General features: G+C 65.8%; 18 protein-coding genes and 1 pseudogene. 4 read left to right on the top strand and 15 right to left on the bottom strand.

Annotated elements, in window-relative coordinates:
* Nucleotide 1: 1 nt before the first annotated feature.
* The gene (locus tag BST47_RS00900; protein WP_083123314.1) at nucleotides 2-526 is read right to left on the bottom strand and encodes a tripartite tricarboxylate transporter TctB family protein; all 525 of its coding nucleotides are present in this window, start codon (nucleotides 524-526) and stop codon (nucleotides 2-4) included.
* Nucleotides 523-1,482 (bottom strand): Bug family tripartite tricarboxylate transporter substrate binding protein, encoded by a 960-nt coding sequence (locus BST47_RS00905; protein ID WP_083123718.1) that lies wholly within the window; start codon nucleotides 1,480-1,482, stop codon nucleotides 523-525. Before BST47_RS00905 ends, BST47_RS00900 begins: the two co-directional genes overlap by 4 nt.
* Before the next feature lie 89 nt (nucleotides 1,483-1,571).
* Between BST47_RS00905 and BST47_RS00910 the strand changes: the two genes are divergently transcribed.
* Nucleotides 1,572-3,227, top strand: a complete 1,656-nt coding sequence (locus tag BST47_RS00910) for a sensor histidine kinase (protein ID WP_107528811.1) — start codon at nucleotides 1,572-1,574, stop codon at nucleotides 3,225-3,227.
* Nucleotides 3,220-3,885 carry a response regulator gene (locus BST47_RS00915; RefSeq protein ID WP_083123315.1) on the top strand — a complete coding sequence of 222 codons (666 nt, stop codon included), beginning with the start codon at nucleotides 3,220-3,222 and terminating at the stop codon, nucleotides 3,883-3,885. Before BST47_RS00910 ends, BST47_RS00915 begins: the two co-directional genes overlap by 8 nt.
* On the opposite strand, the gene BST47_RS00920 is transcribed toward BST47_RS00915, so the two are convergent.
* The 8 genes from BST47_RS00920 to BST47_RS00955 all read right to left on the bottom strand — a co-directional run bounded on the left by BST47_RS00920 (nucleotide 3,871) and on the right by BST47_RS00955 (nucleotide 13,338).
* Entirely contained in the window at nucleotides 3,871-5,157 is a 1,287-nt protein-coding gene (locus BST47_RS00920; protein ID WP_083123316.1) for an HNH endonuclease, read from the bottom strand. The genes BST47_RS00915 and BST47_RS00920 overlap by 15 nt on opposite strands.
* A gap of 56 nt (nucleotides 5,158-5,213) precedes the next feature.
* Complete coding sequence (gene lgt, locus BST47_RS00925) at nucleotides 5,214-7,547, bottom strand: prolipoprotein diacylglyceryl transferase (RefSeq protein ID WP_083123317.1); 2,334 nt, start codon at nucleotides 7,545-7,547, stop codon at nucleotides 5,214-5,216.
* A complete protein-coding gene (gene trpA, locus BST47_RS00930) occupies nucleotides 7,544-8,332 on the bottom strand; it encodes a tryptophan synthase subunit alpha (protein WP_083123318.1) in 789 nt (262 codons plus the stop codon). The genes lgt and trpA overlap by 4 nt, the downstream gene beginning before the upstream one ends.
* Entirely contained in the window at nucleotides 8,329-9,588 is a 1,260-nt protein-coding gene (gene trpB / locus BST47_RS00935) for a tryptophan synthase subunit beta (RefSeq protein ID WP_083123319.1), read from the bottom strand. The genes trpA and trpB overlap by 4 nt, the downstream gene beginning before the upstream one ends.
* Nucleotides 9,589-9,623: 35 nt before the next feature.
* Complete coding sequence (trpC, locus tag BST47_RS00940) at nucleotides 9,624-10,442, bottom strand: indole-3-glycerol phosphate synthase TrpC (protein ID WP_083123320.1); 819 nt, start codon at nucleotides 10,440-10,442, stop codon at nucleotides 9,624-9,626.
* Between the two features lie 71 nt (nucleotides 10,443-10,513).
* Nucleotides 10,514-11,092 carry a TIGR02234 family membrane protein gene (locus tag BST47_RS00945; RefSeq protein WP_083123321.1) on the bottom strand — a complete coding sequence of 193 codons (579 nt, stop codon included), beginning with the start codon at nucleotides 11,090-11,092 and terminating at the stop codon, nucleotides 10,514-10,516.
* Entirely contained in the window at nucleotides 11,089-12,615 is a 1,527-nt protein-coding gene (locus BST47_RS00950; protein ID WP_083123322.1) for an anthranilate synthase component I, read from the bottom strand. The genes BST47_RS00945 and BST47_RS00950 overlap by 4 nt, the downstream gene beginning before the upstream one ends.
* Before the next feature lie 3 nt (nucleotides 12,616-12,618).
* Complete coding sequence (locus BST47_RS00955; RefSeq protein WP_083123721.1) at nucleotides 12,619-13,338, bottom strand: phytanoyl-CoA dioxygenase family protein; 720 nt, start codon at nucleotides 13,336-13,338, stop codon at nucleotides 12,619-12,621.
* A 67-nt stretch (nucleotides 13,339-13,405) separates the two neighbouring features.
* Here BST47_RS00955 and BST47_RS00960 point away from each other — a divergent pair, with 67 nt between their 5' ends.
* Complete coding sequence (locus BST47_RS00960) at nucleotides 13,406-13,870, top strand: peroxiredoxin (protein ID WP_083123720.1); 465 nt, start codon at nucleotides 13,406-13,408, stop codon at nucleotides 13,868-13,870.
* A 9-nt stretch (nucleotides 13,871-13,879) separates the two neighbouring features.
* Nucleotides 13,880-14,499, top strand: a pseudogene (locus BST47_RS00965) (ABC transporter ATP-binding protein); the annotation flags it as partial.
* Nucleotides 14,500-14,502: 3 nt separating this feature from the next.
* Here BST47_RS00965 and BST47_RS00970 read toward each other — a convergent pair.
* The 5 genes from BST47_RS00970 to priA are packed head-to-tail and all read right to left on the bottom strand — an operon-like array spanning nucleotide 14,503 to nucleotide 18,171.
* A complete protein-coding gene (locus tag BST47_RS00970) occupies nucleotides 14,503-15,489 on the bottom strand; it encodes an alpha/beta hydrolase (protein WP_083123324.1) in 987 nt (328 codons plus the stop codon).
* A 1-nt stretch (nucleotide 15,490) separates the two neighbouring features.
* Nucleotides 15,491-15,841 (bottom strand): phosphoribosyl-AMP cyclohydrolase, encoded by a 351-nt coding sequence (gene hisI / locus BST47_RS00975; RefSeq protein WP_083123325.1) that lies wholly within the window; start codon nucleotides 15,839-15,841, stop codon nucleotides 15,491-15,493.
* Nucleotides 15,838-16,611, bottom strand: coding sequence for an imidazole glycerol phosphate synthase subunit HisF (gene hisF, locus BST47_RS00980; protein WP_083123326.1), 774 nt, complete (start codon nucleotides 16,609-16,611; stop codon nucleotides 15,838-15,840). Before hisF ends, hisI begins: the two co-directional genes overlap by 4 nt.
* Nucleotides 16,612-17,427, bottom strand: coding sequence for an inositol monophosphatase family protein (locus BST47_RS00985; RefSeq protein ID WP_083123327.1), 816 nt, complete (start codon nucleotides 17,425-17,427; stop codon nucleotides 16,612-16,614).
* Nucleotides 17,428-18,171 (bottom strand): bifunctional 1-(5-phosphoribosyl)-5-((5-phosphoribosylamino)methylideneamino)imidazole-4-carboxamide isomerase/phosphoribosylanthranilate isomerase PriA, encoded by a 744-nt coding sequence (gene priA, locus BST47_RS00990; protein ID WP_083123328.1) that lies wholly within the window; start codon nucleotides 18,169-18,171, stop codon nucleotides 17,428-17,430.

Genomic DNA, 18,171 nt, shown 5'->3' on the forward strand with positions numbered 1-18,171 from the left:
GTCAGAGGATTCCATCCAGAACGCCTGCGGGCAAAGGGATTCCAAGCCCGGAATAGAACGCGTAGAAACTGCCGACCGAGAGCACCGCACCGATGACGATGTTGCGGACGTAATGCTTACTGCCCAGAACTGTCGCGGTCCCCGCGAACAGCAGAGCGCCGGTGATCGCCCAGCCCAGCGGCATCACGAGCAGGATCGTGGCGACGAAGATGCCGACGAGTAGGCCGACGGTACGCCAGTCAGCCGGCGCGTCAGGGTCGACATCCTCACCGGCTTCGGCCTCCCCCATCGAACCGCGCGGGATCGCGATGGCCAACACGATTGCCAAAGCGATCAATACGACGCCGATGACGACGGGGAACATCTTCGGGCCGACGGGGTCGACCTTCGCAAAGCCCGCCTCGAGGGTCAGCGCGTCGTAGATCACGAATGCGCCGACCACGACGAGCACGGCACAGACGAGGTACTGCGCTTTGTCCGTTCGTTTCTCGCGCGGTGCGGTCACTGCATCGTCTGTCGTCGTCATACCAGCCCCAACTCGGTCAGGGTCGTGGAGACCCGGTTGTCTTGTTCGACGAGAAACTCTTCGAACGCTTCGCCCGTTATGAACGCGTCGGTCCAGCCGTTCTTCACCAGCGCGTCTTTCCACCCCTGGGTGGCGTGGAGGTCTTCGAGCACCTTGATCATCGATCTCCTGGCGTCATCGGAAATACCCGGCGGCGCAAGGACTCCGCGCCAGTTGGCGAAGGTCATGTCGATGCCGGACTCCTTGAGGGTCGGAGCGTCTATGCCTTCGACCCGCTCATCGCTTGACACGGCGAGCACGCGCAATTGGCCGGCTTCGATCTGATCGATGAGCTCGCCGGGACTCGACGTACCGACCGTGATCTTCTTGCCGAGCAGTGCGGTCAGTAGATCGCCGCCGCCGTCATAGGTGACGAAGTTGACCGATTTCGGATCGACGCCGACCGTTTTCGCGAGTTCCATGGGGAACAGATGGTCAGGTCCACCTGGTGAGGAACCGCCGCCGATCGTGACATTCGCGGGATCGGCTTTCCAGGCTGCGACGAAGTCCTGCACGGTCTTGAAGGGTGAATCGGCGGGAACGAAGATCGCTCCGGGGTCCTCGATCAACTTCGCGAGGGCGGTCGCATCGGATGCCTTGATCTTCGATCCGTTGGTGTACGTGGCGCCGACGACGCCCAGGCCCATCGTCATCATGAGGTCGTCGTTGCCCTTTTCGTTCATCAGCCGGGCCATCGCCACGGTGCCACCGGCGCCGAGCACATTGAAGACCTCGACCCGACCGGTGATGTCGTCGTCCTGCATGATCTTCACCGCAGTACGTGCTGTGAGGTCATAGCCGCCGCCGGGGCTGTTGGGCACCATCATCCGCAGGCGGTGTAGGCCGAGTTCGCCGCCGTCGCGCGTGACGCCGCAGGCTGTTACCAGAAGTGCGGCGATCAGGACGATGACGAGCATCGGCCGGGTGTGCTTGGTCTTCACGTCGTTCCCCAGTCTCTTGTGATGCTCAGCAATACTGGACCCAAACAGTGAGCTGAGTCACTGATATGGACGCAAAGGACGTTTTGGTCGTTGTGAAACTTCTCCGCTCACCCACGCGAGGCTTCCGCAGCCTGGCGGGCCAGTTTCTGGTCTTTCAGTTGCTGGTCGTCGCCATCGTGTTGATCGCGGTGGCGGCGGTGTCGTTGGCGCAGTCGACGCGGGAGTTCCGAGAGGTGCGTGGCGCTCGGATGATCGCCGTCGCCGAGAACATGGCGTCCACGCCGATCGTGCGCGACAGATATGCCGACCCCGGAGCCGCCAAGATGCTGGCGCCGGAGGTCGACCGTGCGGTAGCCCTATCGGGTGCGGGGCTCGCAGAGATCATCGACCCGGGCGGCAGGGTGCGGGCGTCGTCGGATCCATCGCGCATCGGCACCCAGGTCGACATGGGGCCGACGAGGGCGGACGAAGGGCGGGCCTGGTTCGGCGATCTGACGATCGGCGGGGTGCACAGCCTCGTGGGCGAGGTGCCAATCCTCGCCGACACCGGTGACGTGGTGTCGGTGGCGTCGGTCAGCGAGCGTTATCCATCGGTGTGGGAGTTGATGGGCGCGTCCGGGGAACGTGTGCTGTTCTATCTCGGCCTGGGCGCGGCGCTGGGCCTGCTCGCGTCGTGGCTGCTGTCGAGGCGGATCAAACGGCACACCCGTGGGTTGGAGATCGCTGAGATCGCCGGGCTTGCGGATCATCGGGAAGCCTTGTTGCACAGCATCCGTGAGGGCGTCGTCGCGGTGAACAACGAGGGCGACATCACGCTGCTCAACGACAGCGCACAGGACCTGCTGGGGGTGACCGACGATGCGGTGGGGCGTCCGGTGGACAGTGTCGGGTTGGATCCCGCGGTCGTCGACTTCTTGCTGTCGGGTGAGGACGGCCAGTCCGCCGGCGATACTGTGATCGTCACGCGGACAAGGGTGCTGGCGTTGAACCGGAGGGCGGCGACGAGCCAAGGCCGGCGGATCGGCACGGTCACGACGATGCGTGACAGCACCGAGCTGGCGGCTCTGCAGGGCCAGCTGTCGTCACACAAAAGTGTCACGGACACGCTGCGCGCACAGACGCACGAGTTCGCGAATCAGCTGCACACCATCTCGGGTTTGGTCCAGCTGGGTGAATACGATTCGGTGCGTGATCTGGTTGGCACCCTGACGCGACGGCGGGCAGAAATCAGTGATGCGGTGACGCAACGTATTTCCGATCCCGCCGTAGCGGCTTTGTTGATCGCGAAGACGACGCTGGCGGCCGAGAGCGGTGTGTCGCTCGAGATCGCCCCGGAGTCGCATCTGGCGGTGTTGCCGCCCGCGCTGGCGACCGACGTGATCACATTGCTGGGCAATCTCATCGATAATGCGGTCGATGTGTCGGTGGGGTCGAAGTCGGCTCTGGTCACGGTCAGCATCGGTGACGGTGAGGGGTTGACGATCTCTGTCGCGGACTCGGGGCCGGGTGTGCCCGAGCAACTTCGGGAGTCGATCTTTGCGCGGGGTGTGACCTCGAAGTCTGAGGTCCCCGGCGGGCGGGGTATCGGGCTGGCACTGGTGCGGATCGTGACGTCGCAGCACGGCGGATCGGTGCAGGTGACCGACGACCCGTCGGGTGGCGCACTTTTCGTGGCGAGGCTGCCGGCGAGCGTCGTCGCCGAGAAGGCCGCCCATGCGTGACGTGCTGATCGTCGACGACGATTTCATGGTGGCCGAGATCCATCGGCGATTTGTCGAACAGGTGGATGGCTTTCGGGCGACCGGGGTAATGCGAACCGGGACGGAAGCGCTGACCGCGGCAAAGGACTTGCAGCCCGACCTGGTGCTGCTGGACGTGTATCTGCCGGATATGACGGGCCTGGAGGTGCTGCAACAATTGCGGTCGGATGGGAACCTGGTCGGCGTCATCATGATCACCGCGGCGCGGGAGTTGGACACCGTCAAAGGCGCTTTGGACGGCGGGGCCGCCGATTTCCTGATCAAGCCGTTCGAGTTTCCGCAATTCAAGGCGAAGTTGGAGGCGTTCGCGGCACGGGCGGACACCCTGGAGTCCGCCGGTGGGATCGACCAGTCGCTGGTCGACTCCTTGTTTGGTCGGCCCGGTGGAGCGACACAGGCCCTGCCGAAGGGCCTCGGCGCCGAGACGGGTCGACTGGTGCTGGATGCGGTCCGCAGCGCCGGTGAGGTCTCTGCGGCCGAGTGCGCGGATCTGGTCGGGATTTCGCGAGTTAGCGCGCGGCGCTATCTCGAGCATTATCTGAGCACCGACGTACTGGAATTGCGATTGCAGTACGGCGCAGGCAGACCCGAGCGGCGCTATCACCTACGCGGCGTGTAGATCAGCCAGCTCGATGCCGATTCTGACTTCGACGTCACTCACGGTGATCAATCGAGATCCCGGCAGCGGTGGCGCCGTCGAGCGGTAATGCGCACCGGTGGGCGTCACGAAATCGGCGTTGTGGACGCCGTTTTCTTCGCTGGGACTCACCTCCCAGCCCGGTGACTCCTTGACGAAGTTACAGTGCGCGCACATGCCGAGACCGTTGAGAATGTGCGTCGGTCCCCCCTTGTTCTTTGGCACCGCGTGGTCGCGGTGCCGAATCGGCGCATCGCAATAGGGCGTTCGGCAGGTTCGGTCTCGCAGCCCGATGAACATCGCCAATCCCTTTGGAAAGCAACGTGACCGCGACTCCATAGCGACCAATGCGCCGGAATCCGGATGGCGATACAGCCGTCGCAGTGTGGCCTTGGAACGCGCGTCGCCAACCGCGGCGTCGACCAACCGCCGGGCCACCTCAGCGGGGATCGGGCCGTAGCCATCCACCAACGCTGGGCAGTTGTCTCCGCCAAACAATGTTTGATCTGATATCACCAGGTTCACCGCGACTGGCTCCGGAACCTCGGCAGGTCGACCGGTCACCCGCTCCACCAAGGTGTCCGCCATTACCTGGCCGCGAGACCGATCGTCAAACGTCGTATCGGCGGCGCGTTTGAGTGCCGCGTACACACTCACTCCCTGCTTGACCGGCAGCAGTGCGGTCAGAAACGTCATGGCGTCGGGCGCTGGACGAATGCTCACATTTCGTTCGGTCTCTGCCTTGGCTGCCCGGTCAACAACCGCCTGGGGATCGAGGCGATAGGCGATGCCTTTGGCAATCGCGGTGATCCGAGCGTCGCCCTTTCCGTCGAGACTGCCGACATCGGCGCATATTTCGGCATCCAGCGCTCGGCGATCCGCCACGCGGAGGCACGCCGACTCGCGCACGATCAGTGTGGCGCGCCATTCTGAGAGCGCGCCGCATTCCAAAGCGGCTAGCGTGTAAGGCATTTCGTGCACTAGGGCTTTGGCGAATCCCAGGTGACGATTGCCGCGCGACGGGGAATCACGTCGCGCCAGTGCCACCTCGCTGGCCACACCTCTGCCCCGCTTAGCCGCTGGCATGCCCTCAGCCGCTTCGCCGGCGCGTCGACGCTCATCCAACTCAGCCGCAGCGCGCGCCTGCCCGGCCGCGGCCGCTGACTTCAGCCGCTCCAGCTCGGCGATCCGGCCGATCAACTCAGCCTCGTCGGCGAGCGAATCCACCGAGGTCAGCGCTGCTGTATCGAGCATGCTTCGACACTATCCGGACCCACCGACAAGTTTTGGGTCTGGGTGATGCGTGGCGCTCAGCTGTTGCGGCGTCGGAAGATCCGGCGAAGTCGACCGCCGCGCTCTTCGGCCCGGGCGACTGGTGGCTCGGCCTTCGGCCGTACCACTGTGGCCGCAGTGTCCGAAACCGGCGCGTCAGGCGTTTCCACGTCAGAATCCGTTTCGGCGTCGGACTCTTCAGATTCCTCAGCCTCGGCATCGTCAGTTGCTGAATCCTCGGCCTCCGGCGGTACCTCTTCGTCTGTTTCGTCGGCGTCGCTCGCAGGCGACGCCGCGTCTTCGGCATCGTCGTCGGCCGCCACCTCGGCGGCGACTTCCTCGGCCTCATCGGCACTTTCGACCGCGGCGTCGTGAACCTCGGGTGCGGCGTCCTGCGCCTGGACCGCATCCTCACCCTCGACAGCACCCGCACCGCCGACGGAGTCGGCCTCATCCTCCGCGCTGTCCTCGGCCTCAGCCGGTTCGGGTAAATCGTCGGTCTCATCCTCGACGTGTTCTGCGGCCTCAGCCAATTCCACCGCAGGTTCGTCGGCATCGGCACCTTCGCCGGCTACCTCTGCGGCTTCTTCAGCCGCCACATCTTCGGCGGCTACCTCGTCGGCGAGCCCCTCGGCCTCATCGGCACTTTCAACCGCAGCCTCATGAACCTCAGGCGCAGCATCCTGCACTTCGACCGCGTCCTCACCCTCGACAGCACCCACGCCGCCGACGGATTCGGCCTCATCGTCGGCGCTCTCCTGGCCTTCGACGTCGTCGTCCGTGCCGTCGGCATCTTCGGCGGCTACCTCGTCGGCGAGCCCCTCGGCCTCATCGGCACTTTCAACCGCAGCCTCATGAACCTCAGGCGCAGCATCCTGCGCCTCGACCGCGTCCTCACCCTCGACAGCACCCACGCCACCGACGGATTCGGCCTCATCCTCCGTGCTGTCCTCGACCTCGGCCGGTTCGGGTGAATCGTCGGTCTCGTCCTCGACGTGTTCTGCGGCCTCAGCCAGCTCGACTGCAAGTGCGTCGGCATCGGCATCTTCGGCGGCTACGTCTGCTCCGACTTCTTCGGCCTCGGCGTCGTCGCCCGTTTCCTCGGCATCTTCGGCCGCTACCTCTTCGGCGACTTCTTCGGCCTCCTCGGCACTTTCGACCGCAGTCTCGTGAGCCTCGGGTGCGGCGTCCTGCGCCGCGACCGCATCCTCACCCTCGACAGCACCCACGCCGCCGACAGACTCGACCCCAGATTCCTCGTCGGCTGCAGCTTCCTCAGCCTCGGCCGCCACCGCCGCCGCAAGCAGTTTGGCTTCGGCGGCAGTCTCTTCATCGACGGAATCGTCAGGCTCGACATCTTCCACGTCGAAGTGCTCATCCGCGTCGGCCCGAGCATCTTCGTCTTCGTCCTGCCCGGCCGCCTTGGCCGCCGCTACCACGCCCGAAGTCGCCGCGACAGCGACGAGTTCGTCGGCCACCTCACTGATGAGCGACTCATCGCGCGGCTTACCCTTCAGCGTCGCCGGGTCCTCGCGACCCTTCGGCGCCACCATGAAGTACACCACCGCACCGATGAACACGAACGTCGACGTGAACGAGTTGACCCTGATATCGGCGATCAGCGTCGCCTGATCGCTACGCAACAGTTCGATCCAGAAGCGACCCAAACAGTAGCCCGCGACATACAGCGCGAACAGCCGGCCGTGACCGATCTTGAACCGCCGATCGACCCAGATTAACAGCGCGAAAATCAGGACATTCCACAACAATTCGTACAGGAATGTCGGGTGTACGACCTCATACAATTGGCCCGTCGATACACCATTGGCCAGGTCCGGGCTGACCACACCGTTGGCGCCCTCGCGCTCGTAGATCTCCAGACCCCACGGCACCGTCGTCGGTCGGCCGTACAACTCCTGGTTGAAGTAGTTGCCCAATCGGCCGATCGCCTGCGCCAGAATGATTCCCGGCGCAATCGCATCGCCGAATGCGGGCAGCGGAATGCCACGATTCCGGCACGCGATCCACGCTCCAACGCCACCAAGTGCTACCGCACCCCAGATTCCCAGGCCGCCGTCCCAGATTCGCAGCGCCCCGAGAATCCCTGGCTTGCCCTCACCGAAGTACTTAGACCAGTCGGTGATGACGTGATAGAGCCGACCGCCGATCAGCCCGAACGGCACCGCCCACAGCGCGATGTCATAGATGACGCCGCGCTCACCGCCCCTGGCTTCCCATCGCCGGTCGCCGATGACCAACGCCACCACGATCCCGACGATGATGAACAACGCGTACGCACGAATCGGAACCGGACCGATATGCCAAACGCCCTGTGACGGACTCGGAATGTAGGCGAGCACAGTCGTCGTCACGCGATAACCCTCTGCCGTACTCCCTCGGCGAGCTCAGCGGTCAGTGTCCGCACGGCGTCCTCCCCGTCCTGCAAGGCCGACACCAGCGCCGAGCCCACGATCACCCCGTCCGCATAGGCACCGATCTCTGCCGCCTGCTCGCGTGAGCGCACACCGAGGCCTACGCCGACCGGGATATCCGACACCGCCTTCACGCGGCTGACCAACGCGGGTGCCGCATTGGATACGGCGTCGCGCGCGCCGGTCACACCCATCGTCGATGCGGCATAAACGAATCCGCGTGAAGCCTCGACCGTCGCCGCCAACCGCTCCGGCGTCGACGAAGGCGCCACCAGAAAAATGCGGTCCAGGTCGTGGGCTTCCGATACCTCGATCCACTCCGACGCCTCGTCGGGAATCAGATCGGGGGTGATCATCCCCAGTCCGCCGGCCGCGGCCAGATCGCGCGCAAACGCGTCGACACCCCAGCGCAGCACCACATTCCAGTACGTCATCACCACGGCCCGCCCACCCGCGTTGCTGATCTGCTCGACCGCTGCCAACGTGTCGCGCACCCGCACACCGCCGCGCAGCGCCACTTCGGTGGCCGCCGCGATCGTCGGCCCGTCCATACCCGGATCCGAATACGCGATGCCCACCTCGACGAGATCGCAGCCGGATTCGACCAGCGCGGTCATCGCCGAGATCGACTTCGGCACGTCGGGAAAGCCGGTCGGCAGGTAACCGATCAGCGCGGCGCGGTCTTCCGCCCGGCAGGTGTCGAACATAGCGGCCAACCGGCTCACGATTCACCGTCCATCAGGCCAAACCATTTCGCCGCCGTCTCGACATCCTTGTCGCCGCGTCCCGACAGGTTGACCAGGACGATGGCGCCGCGACCCAGTTCCTCGCCCAGCTTCAGCGCTCCTGCGACGGCGTGCGCCGATTCGATGGCGGGGATGATTCCCTCGGTGCGGCACAACAGCGCGAACGCATCCATCGCCTCGGTGTCGGTGATCGGCCGGTACTCGGCGCGGCCGATGTCCTTCAAGAAGGCATGCTCGGGACCCACACCCGGATAGTCCAAACCAGCCGAAATCGAATGGGATTCGATGGTCTGCCCATCTTCGTCCTGAAGCAGGTACGAGAACGAACCCTGGAAAGCCCCGGGTGTTCCACCCGCGAATGTCGCTGCGTGACGTCCGGTTTCGACGCCGTCCCCCGCCGCTTCGAAGCCGACCAGCCGCGTCCCGGGATCGTCGATGAACGCGTGGAAGATGCCGATCGCATTCGACCCGCCACCCACACACGCCGTCACCGCATCGGGCAGCCGGCCGGCCAGAGACTGGATCTGCGCACGCGCCTCGAGACCGATTACCCGCTGGAAGTCGCGCACCATCGTCGGGAACGGGTGAGGTCCCGCCGCGGTGCCGAAGCAGTAATAGGTGTTGTCGGCGTTGGTGACCCAATCGCGAAAGGCTTCGTTGATCGCATCCTTGAGCGTTTTCGAACCGGCCTCGACGGACACCACTTCTGCGCCGAGCAGGCGCATTCGCGCGACGTTCAGCGCCTGACGTGCCGTGTCGACGGCACCCATGTAGATGATGCACTCCAGACCCAGTAGCGCACAGGCGGTAGCGGTCGCCACCCCGTGCTGGCCGGCGCCCGTCTCGGCGATCACCCGTGACTTGCCCATCTGCTTGGCCAGCAGCGCCTGACCGAGCACATTGTTGATCTTGTGAGATCCGGTGTGGTTGAGGTCTTCTCGCTTGAGGAACAGTCGCGCCCCACCCGCATGGTCAGAAAGTCTGGTCGCCTCGTAGATCGGCGACGGCCTGCCGGTGTAGTGGCGTTGCAGCCGATCCAGTTCATCGAGGAACGTCTGATCGCTACGAGCCTTCTCGTAGGCCGCGGTCACCTCTTCGATCACCGTCATCAACGCCTCGGGGACGAATCGTCCACCGTAGACACCGAAATGGCCACGCGCATCGGGATCGTGGACTGTGGGTTCGGCCACCGCCGCGCTGGAACGCGGCAACTCCGGCCCGGCGAGGTCGGCCATCAACGATCCTCTTCGCGCACGCGGCTCATCGCGTGTCAGCGTGAGGGTTTCGGGCAGGACGGGTGCGTACCTGCGGTGACCAGATCGGCAACGGCGCCGCGGGGGTCACCACTGGTGACCAGTCCCTCGCCGACGAGTACGGCGTCGGCGCCTGCTCCTGCGTATGCGAGTAGATCGGCAGTGCCGCGAACTCCCGACTCGGCGATGCGGATGACACCGCTCGGCAGGCCAGGGGCGATGCGCGCGAAGCAGTCCCGGTCGACGTTCAGTGTCTTCAGATCACGTGCGTTGACTCCGATGACCTTCGCACCGGCCTGCAGGGCTCGATCCGCTTCCTCTTCGGTATGCACCTCGACAAGCGCTGTCATTCCAAGCGATTCGGTGCGGTCGAGCATGGACTCCAGCGCCTGCTGTTCGAGCGCGGCGACGATCAGCAGCAGCATGTCGGCGCCGTGCGCGCGCGCCTCATGAATCTGATACGGGCCGACGATGAAGTCCTTGCGCAGCACCGGGATTGACACCGCTGCGCGCACCGCGTCGAGATCGTCCAGCGAGCCGTTGAACCGGCGCTGTTCGGTCAGCACACTGATGATGCGCGCGCCGCCGTCCTCGTATGCGCGAGCCAGCGCCGCAGGGTCCGAGATCGACGCCAACTCTCCACGTGACGGGCTGGCGCGCTTCACTTCCGCGATGACGCCGATGCCGGGTTCGCGCAGAGCCGCCAACACGTCCAGCGGAGACGGTGCGGCCTTGGCCGCTTCCTTGATGTCTGCGAATGGCAGAACAGCCTCGCGAGCTGCAACATCAGCGCGAACACCCTCAATGATGGTGTCGAGCACGGTTGCCGAACTCATGGGTGTTGATTCCTCTCGGATGATGCCCACAGATCTCTAACGAAGGGTAACGGTCGCCACACCCTCCGGTGTCACCGCCCCTTGTCCGGGTCGGTCGGGTCACGGCCCTCGTCGAGTGCTTCCCACAGCTGTCGCTCCGACATCGCGTCGTCCGTTTTGTCCGCCGGAACAGCCGTACGGCGTGCGTAGCGAGCCACACCCGAGATGTTCCTGGACGCCGAGCGCAGCAGCAGCACCGCGCACGCGAGTGTGACGACCGCTGCCAGCGCCGTGATCACTGCACCCCCGTAGTGCCGCTGAGTCCCAACCAGGTCGGCAACTGGCGCATCGGCCAGATCAGACGCCCTGACGCCGACGTCACGCATCACCCACAGGCTGATCGCCAGATACGCCATACCGGCGCTGGCGATCGCCGCCAGTACGGCCAGCGCCCGCAACGGCCAGCCCCGCACCGCCAGCGCGGCGATAGCGGTGGCCAGCAGCAGAACGGCCAGCGGCACCAGTGCGGTCGACCACGACCCACCGGACAGTGCGATTGTCCTGGGCTGCCCCAGCCCGTCGAACGACGACACATCGACCCACGTCATCCGCGACGCCCCCCACAGTCCCGCCGCGGCCAACACCAGCCCCAGCTGCGCGATCCGGATCACGGTTCGGTGAGCGTTTCCGCTGCCGCGATGGCGTTCAGCACCGCGCGGGCCTTGTTCGCCGCCTCCGTGTACTCGTACGGCCCGTTGGAGTCGGCCACGACTCCACCACCGGCCTGCACATACGCCGTGCCCGCGCGCATCAACGCCGTGCGAATCGCGATCGCGAAATCGGCGTTGCCCGCGAAGTCCAGATAGCCGAGCACGCCGCCGTACAGCCCGCGACGGGTCTTCTCGACCTCCTCGATCAGCTCCATGGCACGCACCTTCGGCGCCCCGGACAGCGTGCCCGCCGGGAAGCACGCCGTCACCGCGTCCAACGCGGTCTTGTCGCCGGCCAGCTCGCCATGCACCGTCGACACGATGTGCATGACGTGGCTGTAACGCTCGATGTGGCTGTAGTCCTCGACCCGCACGGTGCCGGGCCGGCAGACCCGACCGAGGTCGTTGCGGCCCAGATCGACCAGCATCAGGTGCTCGGCGCGCTCCTTCTCGTCGTGCAGCAGCTCCTTCTCGAGCAGCAGATCTTCTTCCTCGGTCTGCCCGCGCCACCGCGTGCCCGCGATCGGATGCGTCGACGCCCGGCCATCCTTGACCGTCACCAGCGCTTCCGGGCTTGATCCGACGATCGAAAAGTCCAGTCCGCCATCATCGTTGGGCACGTTGAGCAGATACATGTACGGGCTCGGGTTGCTCACCCGCAGCATCCGGTACACGTCGAATGGGTCGGCGTCGGTGTCCATCTCGAACCGCTGTGACGGCACCACCTGGAACGCCTCGCCCGCCTCGATGTCGCCGACGAGTTTCTCGACGATCGCCGTGTATTCCTCCACAGTGCGCTGTGCACGGTGCAGCGGCTCGGGCCTGCTGAACGTCGCGACGGTCGACGGGAGGGGCTCCCCGAGGGCCGCGGTCATCACATCGAGCCGGCTGACCGCGTCGTCGTAGGCCCAGTCCACCCGCTCGTCGGTGCCGTTCCAGTTCACCGCGTTGGCGATCAGCGTGATCGTGCCCTCATGGTGGTCGACGGCGGCAACGTCAGTGGCCAGCAGCAGCAACATGTCCGGCAGTCCGAGATCGTCCACCGCAAGCGACGGCAGCTTCTCCAGACGCCGCACCATGTCGTAGGCGAAGAACCCCACGAGACCCGACGAAAGTGGCGGCAGGCCCGTCACCGGCTCGGTCTTCAGCAGCTCAAGCGTCGCGCGCAGGGCCGCGAGCGGCTCACCGCCGGTGGGCGCATCCTTAGGGGTGGTGCCCAGCCAGACGGCCTCGCCGTCACGGACCGTCAGCGCCGACGGCGCACCGGCGCCGATGAACGACCAACGCGACCACGACCGGCCGTTCTCGGCCGACTCGAGCAAGAACGTCCCCGGCCGGTTGGCGGCCAGCTTGCGGTAGGCCGAGAGCGGAGTCTCGCTGTCGGCCAGCACCTTGCGGGTCACCGGCACTACGCGATGCTCGGCGGCCAGCGCCCGGAAGTCCTCGCGTGAGGTGGTGAGGGCAAGGTTGGCGGTCGTTTGCACCCATCAATTCTCCCAGACGCGTGCCAGCGGCGACGACGACGCAGGGGTCAGCGGACTGGTCAGCACGACCGGCCCCTGCGCCATGAACCGCGGGGTGCGGCCGCGGTGCTCGTCGGCGGCATGAACCGTGAACGGGTGAACGAGGAACATGTCGCCGGGCTGTCCGGTCGCGTGCACCACCGGACGATGCGCGCTCGCCTCGTCGACCAGCCGACCCATCTCGGCGAACTCCACCGGATCGGGACCCAGCACGCGGGCCACGTCGCGGTGCGATCCGGCCCGGATGCGAGTGGGTGCGTCGTCCGGACCGACCTCCGAAAGCAGGGTGAGCAACAGCACCGTGTGCGGACGTCCGGTCACCGCCCACGACCCGTCGGGTTGCGGCGTGTTGGCATCGATGTGCCAGCCGCGGTCGTCGTTGGGCGGTGCAACGGGGAACCGAACGGGGATGTTGCCCAGCGCGCCTCGCGGCAACCACGCTCCGGCACCGCAGACAACGTCCAGTGCTTCCGCCAGCACCGGACTGCGCACCAGCTCACCGAACGGCCCTTGACCCGTCAGATCGGCCGCCCAGCGAACGGGCTCCGACCAGCCGGCGGGATCATCGGGCGACAGCTCCATCTGCTGCCACAGCACGGCACGCGCCGCATCGGCGACACTGCGGGAAGCCACCTGCTCGATCTTCGCGTAGCCGTTGGACATGAACTCGTCGACATCCAGCATCGAACGTACGCTCTCACGGCCACGGCAACCCGCGCCAACGAATTTCGGTGGGCGTAGCGTGGCGATCATGAAACGTGGCGACCAGGTTGCAGAGTTCGAATTGCCGGACCAGACAGGCACTGTGCGAAGCCTTACGGAGTTGCTCGCGGGTGGACCGATCGCGCTGTTCTTCTACCCTGCCGCAATGACGCCGGGATGCACCAAAGAAGCGTGCCATTTCCGCGACCTCGCCGCCGAGTTCGCCGCAGTCGGCGCCAGCCGCGTCGGCATCAGCACCGATGCCGTCGAGAAGCAGGCGAAATTCGCCGACAAGCAGAGTTTCGACTATCCGTTGCTGTCGGACACCGGCGGCGCCGTCGCCGCACAGTTCGGGGTGAAGCGCGGGCTGTTGGGCAAGCTGTCGCCCGTCAAGCGGACGACGTTTGTGATCGACACCGATTGCACGGTCCTCGAGGTGATAGCCAGCGAGGTCAACATGGACACCCACGCAGACAAGGCGCTGGAGGTGCTGCGCCAACGTCAGTCCGCGTGACACCGGTCCTGGGCGTTGCTCGGTCCGAACGGTGCCGGCAAGAGCACGCCCGATTGCGTCACTCCATCGGTCACGTCAATCCCCGTCACCGGCTGCAGTATTCGTTGACGGTGCGCGAGGTGGTGCTGACGGGTATCACAGCGACCATCGACCTCCCGATGCGTTGGACGCCCGGACCCGAGGAACTCGGTCGGGCGGACGCGATGATCGACGCGGTCGGCTTGTCGCACAAGGCGACTGACGTGTGGCCGAACCTGTCGCAGGGAGAACGGGGTCGCACGATCATCGCCCGCGCGTTGGTGTCCGAACCGCGCCTGCTGTTGCTCGACGAGCCGACAACGGGCCTCGACGTCGCCGCACGAGAACAGCTGTTGGAAACCATTGATTCGCTCGACGAGACGCATCCCGAAGTCGCGTCGATCCTTGTCACCCACCATCTCGAAGAGCTGCCGACCACCACGACGCACGCCTTGCTGATCGCCGAAGGGCGCACCGTTGCCGTCGGTCCCGCGCGGACAACGGTGACGACCGACAACGTCAGCGCCGCGTTCGATCATCCGGTGGTCGTCGGCTACGACGAAGGCCGATGGACCGCCCGCGCCAAGGTCACCCGCATCATCGACCGGTGAGCGTCAAAGGTGGGTTCGCAGGTGCGCTTCGATACTTGCGCGAAATTCCCGCATCGAAGGCGCGTTGGGCTTCACACCGTCGGCGCCGTGGTACATCCCGGTAACCGTCACCAGCTCGGTCGGCACCCCGGCCGCTTTCAACCGTGCCGCGTAGTCGACGTCCTCATCGTGAAAGACGTCGAGGTCCCCCACGCCAACCCATGCGGGTGGCAGCCCCACCAAGTCGAGTCTGCGTGCTGGAGCGGCGTATTCGGGCGCATCCGACAATCGGGGGGCTCGACCCAGATACGCCGTCCAGCCGAACGCGTTGGATTCGGGCGTCCATGCGAAGCGTCCCTGACCCCGATGGTCACCGCGCAATGTGGATCTGTCGTCCAGCATCGGATAGACGAGGACCTGCGCCCGCAACTCGATGCCCTCGTCATGACAGCGCTGTGCGACCGCCGCGGCCAGACCGCCCCCCGCACTGGCGCCGACGACCGCGACTCGGGTCGGATCGATCCCCAAGTCGTCGGCGTTGGCGAGCATCCAGCGCAGCGCGGCCATACAGTCGTCCAGCCCGGCGGGAAACGGATGCTCGGGTGCCAGACGGTAGTCCGGCGAAACCGCTACCACCCCGAGGTCACTCACCAGGCGCCCGGTACCTGCCGCCTCGGACTCCGGGGTGCCGGCGACGTACCCACCGCCATGGATCCACAACACCGCAGGACTTGGCGTGAGGCGATGTTTCGGCATGAAAACCAAGGTGCGAACGGAGGACTCGTCGACCAGACGCCGTGTGACGGTGACGTCGGATCCCGGCCTTGTGCGGATCTTGAAGATCAATCGGAGCGTCCACAGGTTCTTGGCGGTCAACGGCGCCGCAACATACGGCAGTACCGGGCTTCGCAAGTCGGGTGCGACGCGAGACAACCCATCGCGGACCGCGAGATGGTTGCGCACCATCGCTGCGACAAGCGTCAGTCCGATGACCGCCGCAATCCGCTTCATCTCAGTCCTCCGCGGTCAGCAACATGTCCGCATCGAAGCAACTGTGGTCGCCGGTGTGGCATGCAGCACCGACCTGGTCGACTTCCAGCAGCACCGTGTCACCATCGCAGTCCAGTCGCACCGAGTGCACATACTGGGTGTGTCCCGACGTGGCGCCCTTGACCCACTGTTCACCCCGCGACCGCGAATAGAAGGTAGCCTCACGGGTTTCCAACGTCCGTGCCAACGCGTCGTCGTCCATCCACGCGACCATCAGCACCTGGCCGGTACCGCGCTCCTGCACCACCGCGGCGAACAATCCGTTGGCGTCGCGCTTGAGCCGGGCGGCGACGTCGGAGTCCAGTGCGCTCATCTCACGACGATCCCTTCTGCCGCCATGGCCGCCTTGACCTGGTTGATCGTCAGCTCTCGAAAATGGAACACGCTCGCAGCCAGCACCGCGTCAGCACCTGCAACAACCGCGGGCGCGAAATGTTCCGGCGCCCCTGCGCCACCGCTGGCGATCACCGGGACGTTGACCGCCCCCCGCACCGCCGCGATCATCGGCAGGTCGAAGCCGGCCTTGGTGCCGTCGAAGTCCATCGAGTTCAACAGGATCTCGCCGACACCGAGTTCGGCTCCCCTGGTCGCCCATTCGACGGCATCGATTCCGGTGCCGCGTCGCCCGCCGTGGGTGGTGACCTCCCAACCCGACGGTGTCGGTTCCTGGTCCTGCGGCACCGTGCGCGCGTCGACCGAAAGCACGATGCACTGCGAACCGAACTGGCGCGACAACTCGGCCAGCAGTTCTGGTCTGGCGATGGCGGCGGTGTTGACCGCGACCTTGTCGGCACCCGCGCGCAACAACACGTCGACATCGGCCACCGACCGCACACCACCGCCGACCGTCAGCGGGATGAACACCTGCTCTGCCGTGCGCTTGACGACCTCGAGCATGGTCGCCCGTCCGGCCGACGATGCGGTGACGTCCAGGAACGTGAGTTCGTCGGCGCCCTCGGCGTCATATGCCGCGGCCAGTTCGACGGGATCCCCGGCATCGCGCAGGTTCTCGAAGTTCACGCCCTTGACGACCCGGCCGTCATCGACATCCAGGCAGGGAATGATGCGAACCGCGAGGTCCATCTAGTAATCCTCCGGTGTGCCGACCGATTGCAGCAGTTCGAGTAGTTCCCCGTGCACGCCCGGCGCCCCGACCAACGCTGAGCGCGATTCGGTGGTCCAATCGGTGCCGTCCAGGTTCGTGACGATGCCGCCCGCCGCCCGCACCAGCGCGACACCCGCGGCGTGGTCCCACAGGTGCGCGCCGAAACTGATGGTACCGCCGAGGATTCCGGACGCGGTGTAGGCGAAGTCGACGCCGGTGGCACCGTGCATCCGCATGCGCGAGCATTTGCGGCTCAGGGTTTCGATCACCGCGAGTCGGTACCGCCCGGGCACCTTGCCTCGCGAGTCGACATTGAACGTACTGAGCCCGACGATGGACTCGGATAGCTGCGCGGGCCGCAGCGCCGGCTGCTCGACACCGTTGCTGTGCAACGGTTTACCGACGACACCGGTGAACCGCTCACCGGTGAACGGAATCCAGGTCAGGCCAGCGACGGGCTCGCCATTGCGCAACAGTCCGAGCAGGATGGCCGCCATCGGAGATCCGGCCGCATAGTTGAACGTCCCGTCTATCGGATCGAGCACCCATACGAGCGGCGAATCGACATCGGCGCCGCCGAATTCCTCGCCGTGGACCTCGATGCCGGTCTCTCGCCGCAGCGCCTCGACCACCTGGCGTTCGATCGCGAGGTCCACTTCGGTGGCGAAATCGTTACCCTTCTTCTGCACTGCCGAATCGGCACGGTGACCTTCGATGAACGGCTTGGCCGCATCGTCGAGGATGCTGGTGGCCACGGCGACCAACCCATCGAGGTCCGCCGTATCGAGGGCCATCTACCGTGCCACCGCCGCGAGTGCCTCGGGAAGCGTGAACCGCCCCGCGTACAGCGCCTTTCCGACAATCGCGCCTTCCACGCCACGGTCGGTCAGGGTCGCGATCGCCCGCAGATCGTCGAGGCTGGACACCCCGCCCGACGCGATCACCGGTGCATTGGTGCGATCGGTGACCTTGCCCAGCAGTTCGAGGTTCGGCCCGTTGAGCGTGCCATCCTTGGTCACGTCGGTGACGACGAAACGCGTACACCCTTCGCGGTCGAGGCGTTCCAGCACGTCCCACAGGTCACCGCCGTCGGTTTCCCACCCGCGGCCCCGCAATCGGTGGTCGTCGCCGGAGATCTTCACGTCGAGCCCGACGGCCACCTTGTCGCCGTGCTCGGCGACGACCTTCGCGCACCACTGCGGATTCTCCAGCGCGGCGGTGCCGAGGTTCACGCGGGCGCATCCGGTGGCCAGGGCCGCCTCCAGCGAGTCGTCGTCGCGGATCCCCCCCGACAGTTCCACCGCGACGTCGAGCCGTCCGACCACCTCGGCGAGCAGTTCACGATTGTTGCCCCTGCCGAATGCGGCGTCGAGGTCGACCAGATGGATCCACTCCGCGCCGTCACGCTGCCAGTTCATCGCGGCGTCGAGCGCCGAGCCGTATTCGGTCTCGCTGCCAGCCTTGCCCTGCATGAGGCGAACGGCGCGACCCTCGACCACGTCAACGGCGGGAAGCAGTATCAATGTCACGGCCGACAA

The organism is Mycolicibacterium tusciae (genome assembly GCF_002086795.1).
GTDB lineage: Bacteria > Actinomycetota > Actinomycetes > Mycobacteriales > Mycobacteriaceae > Mycobacterium > Mycobacterium tusciae.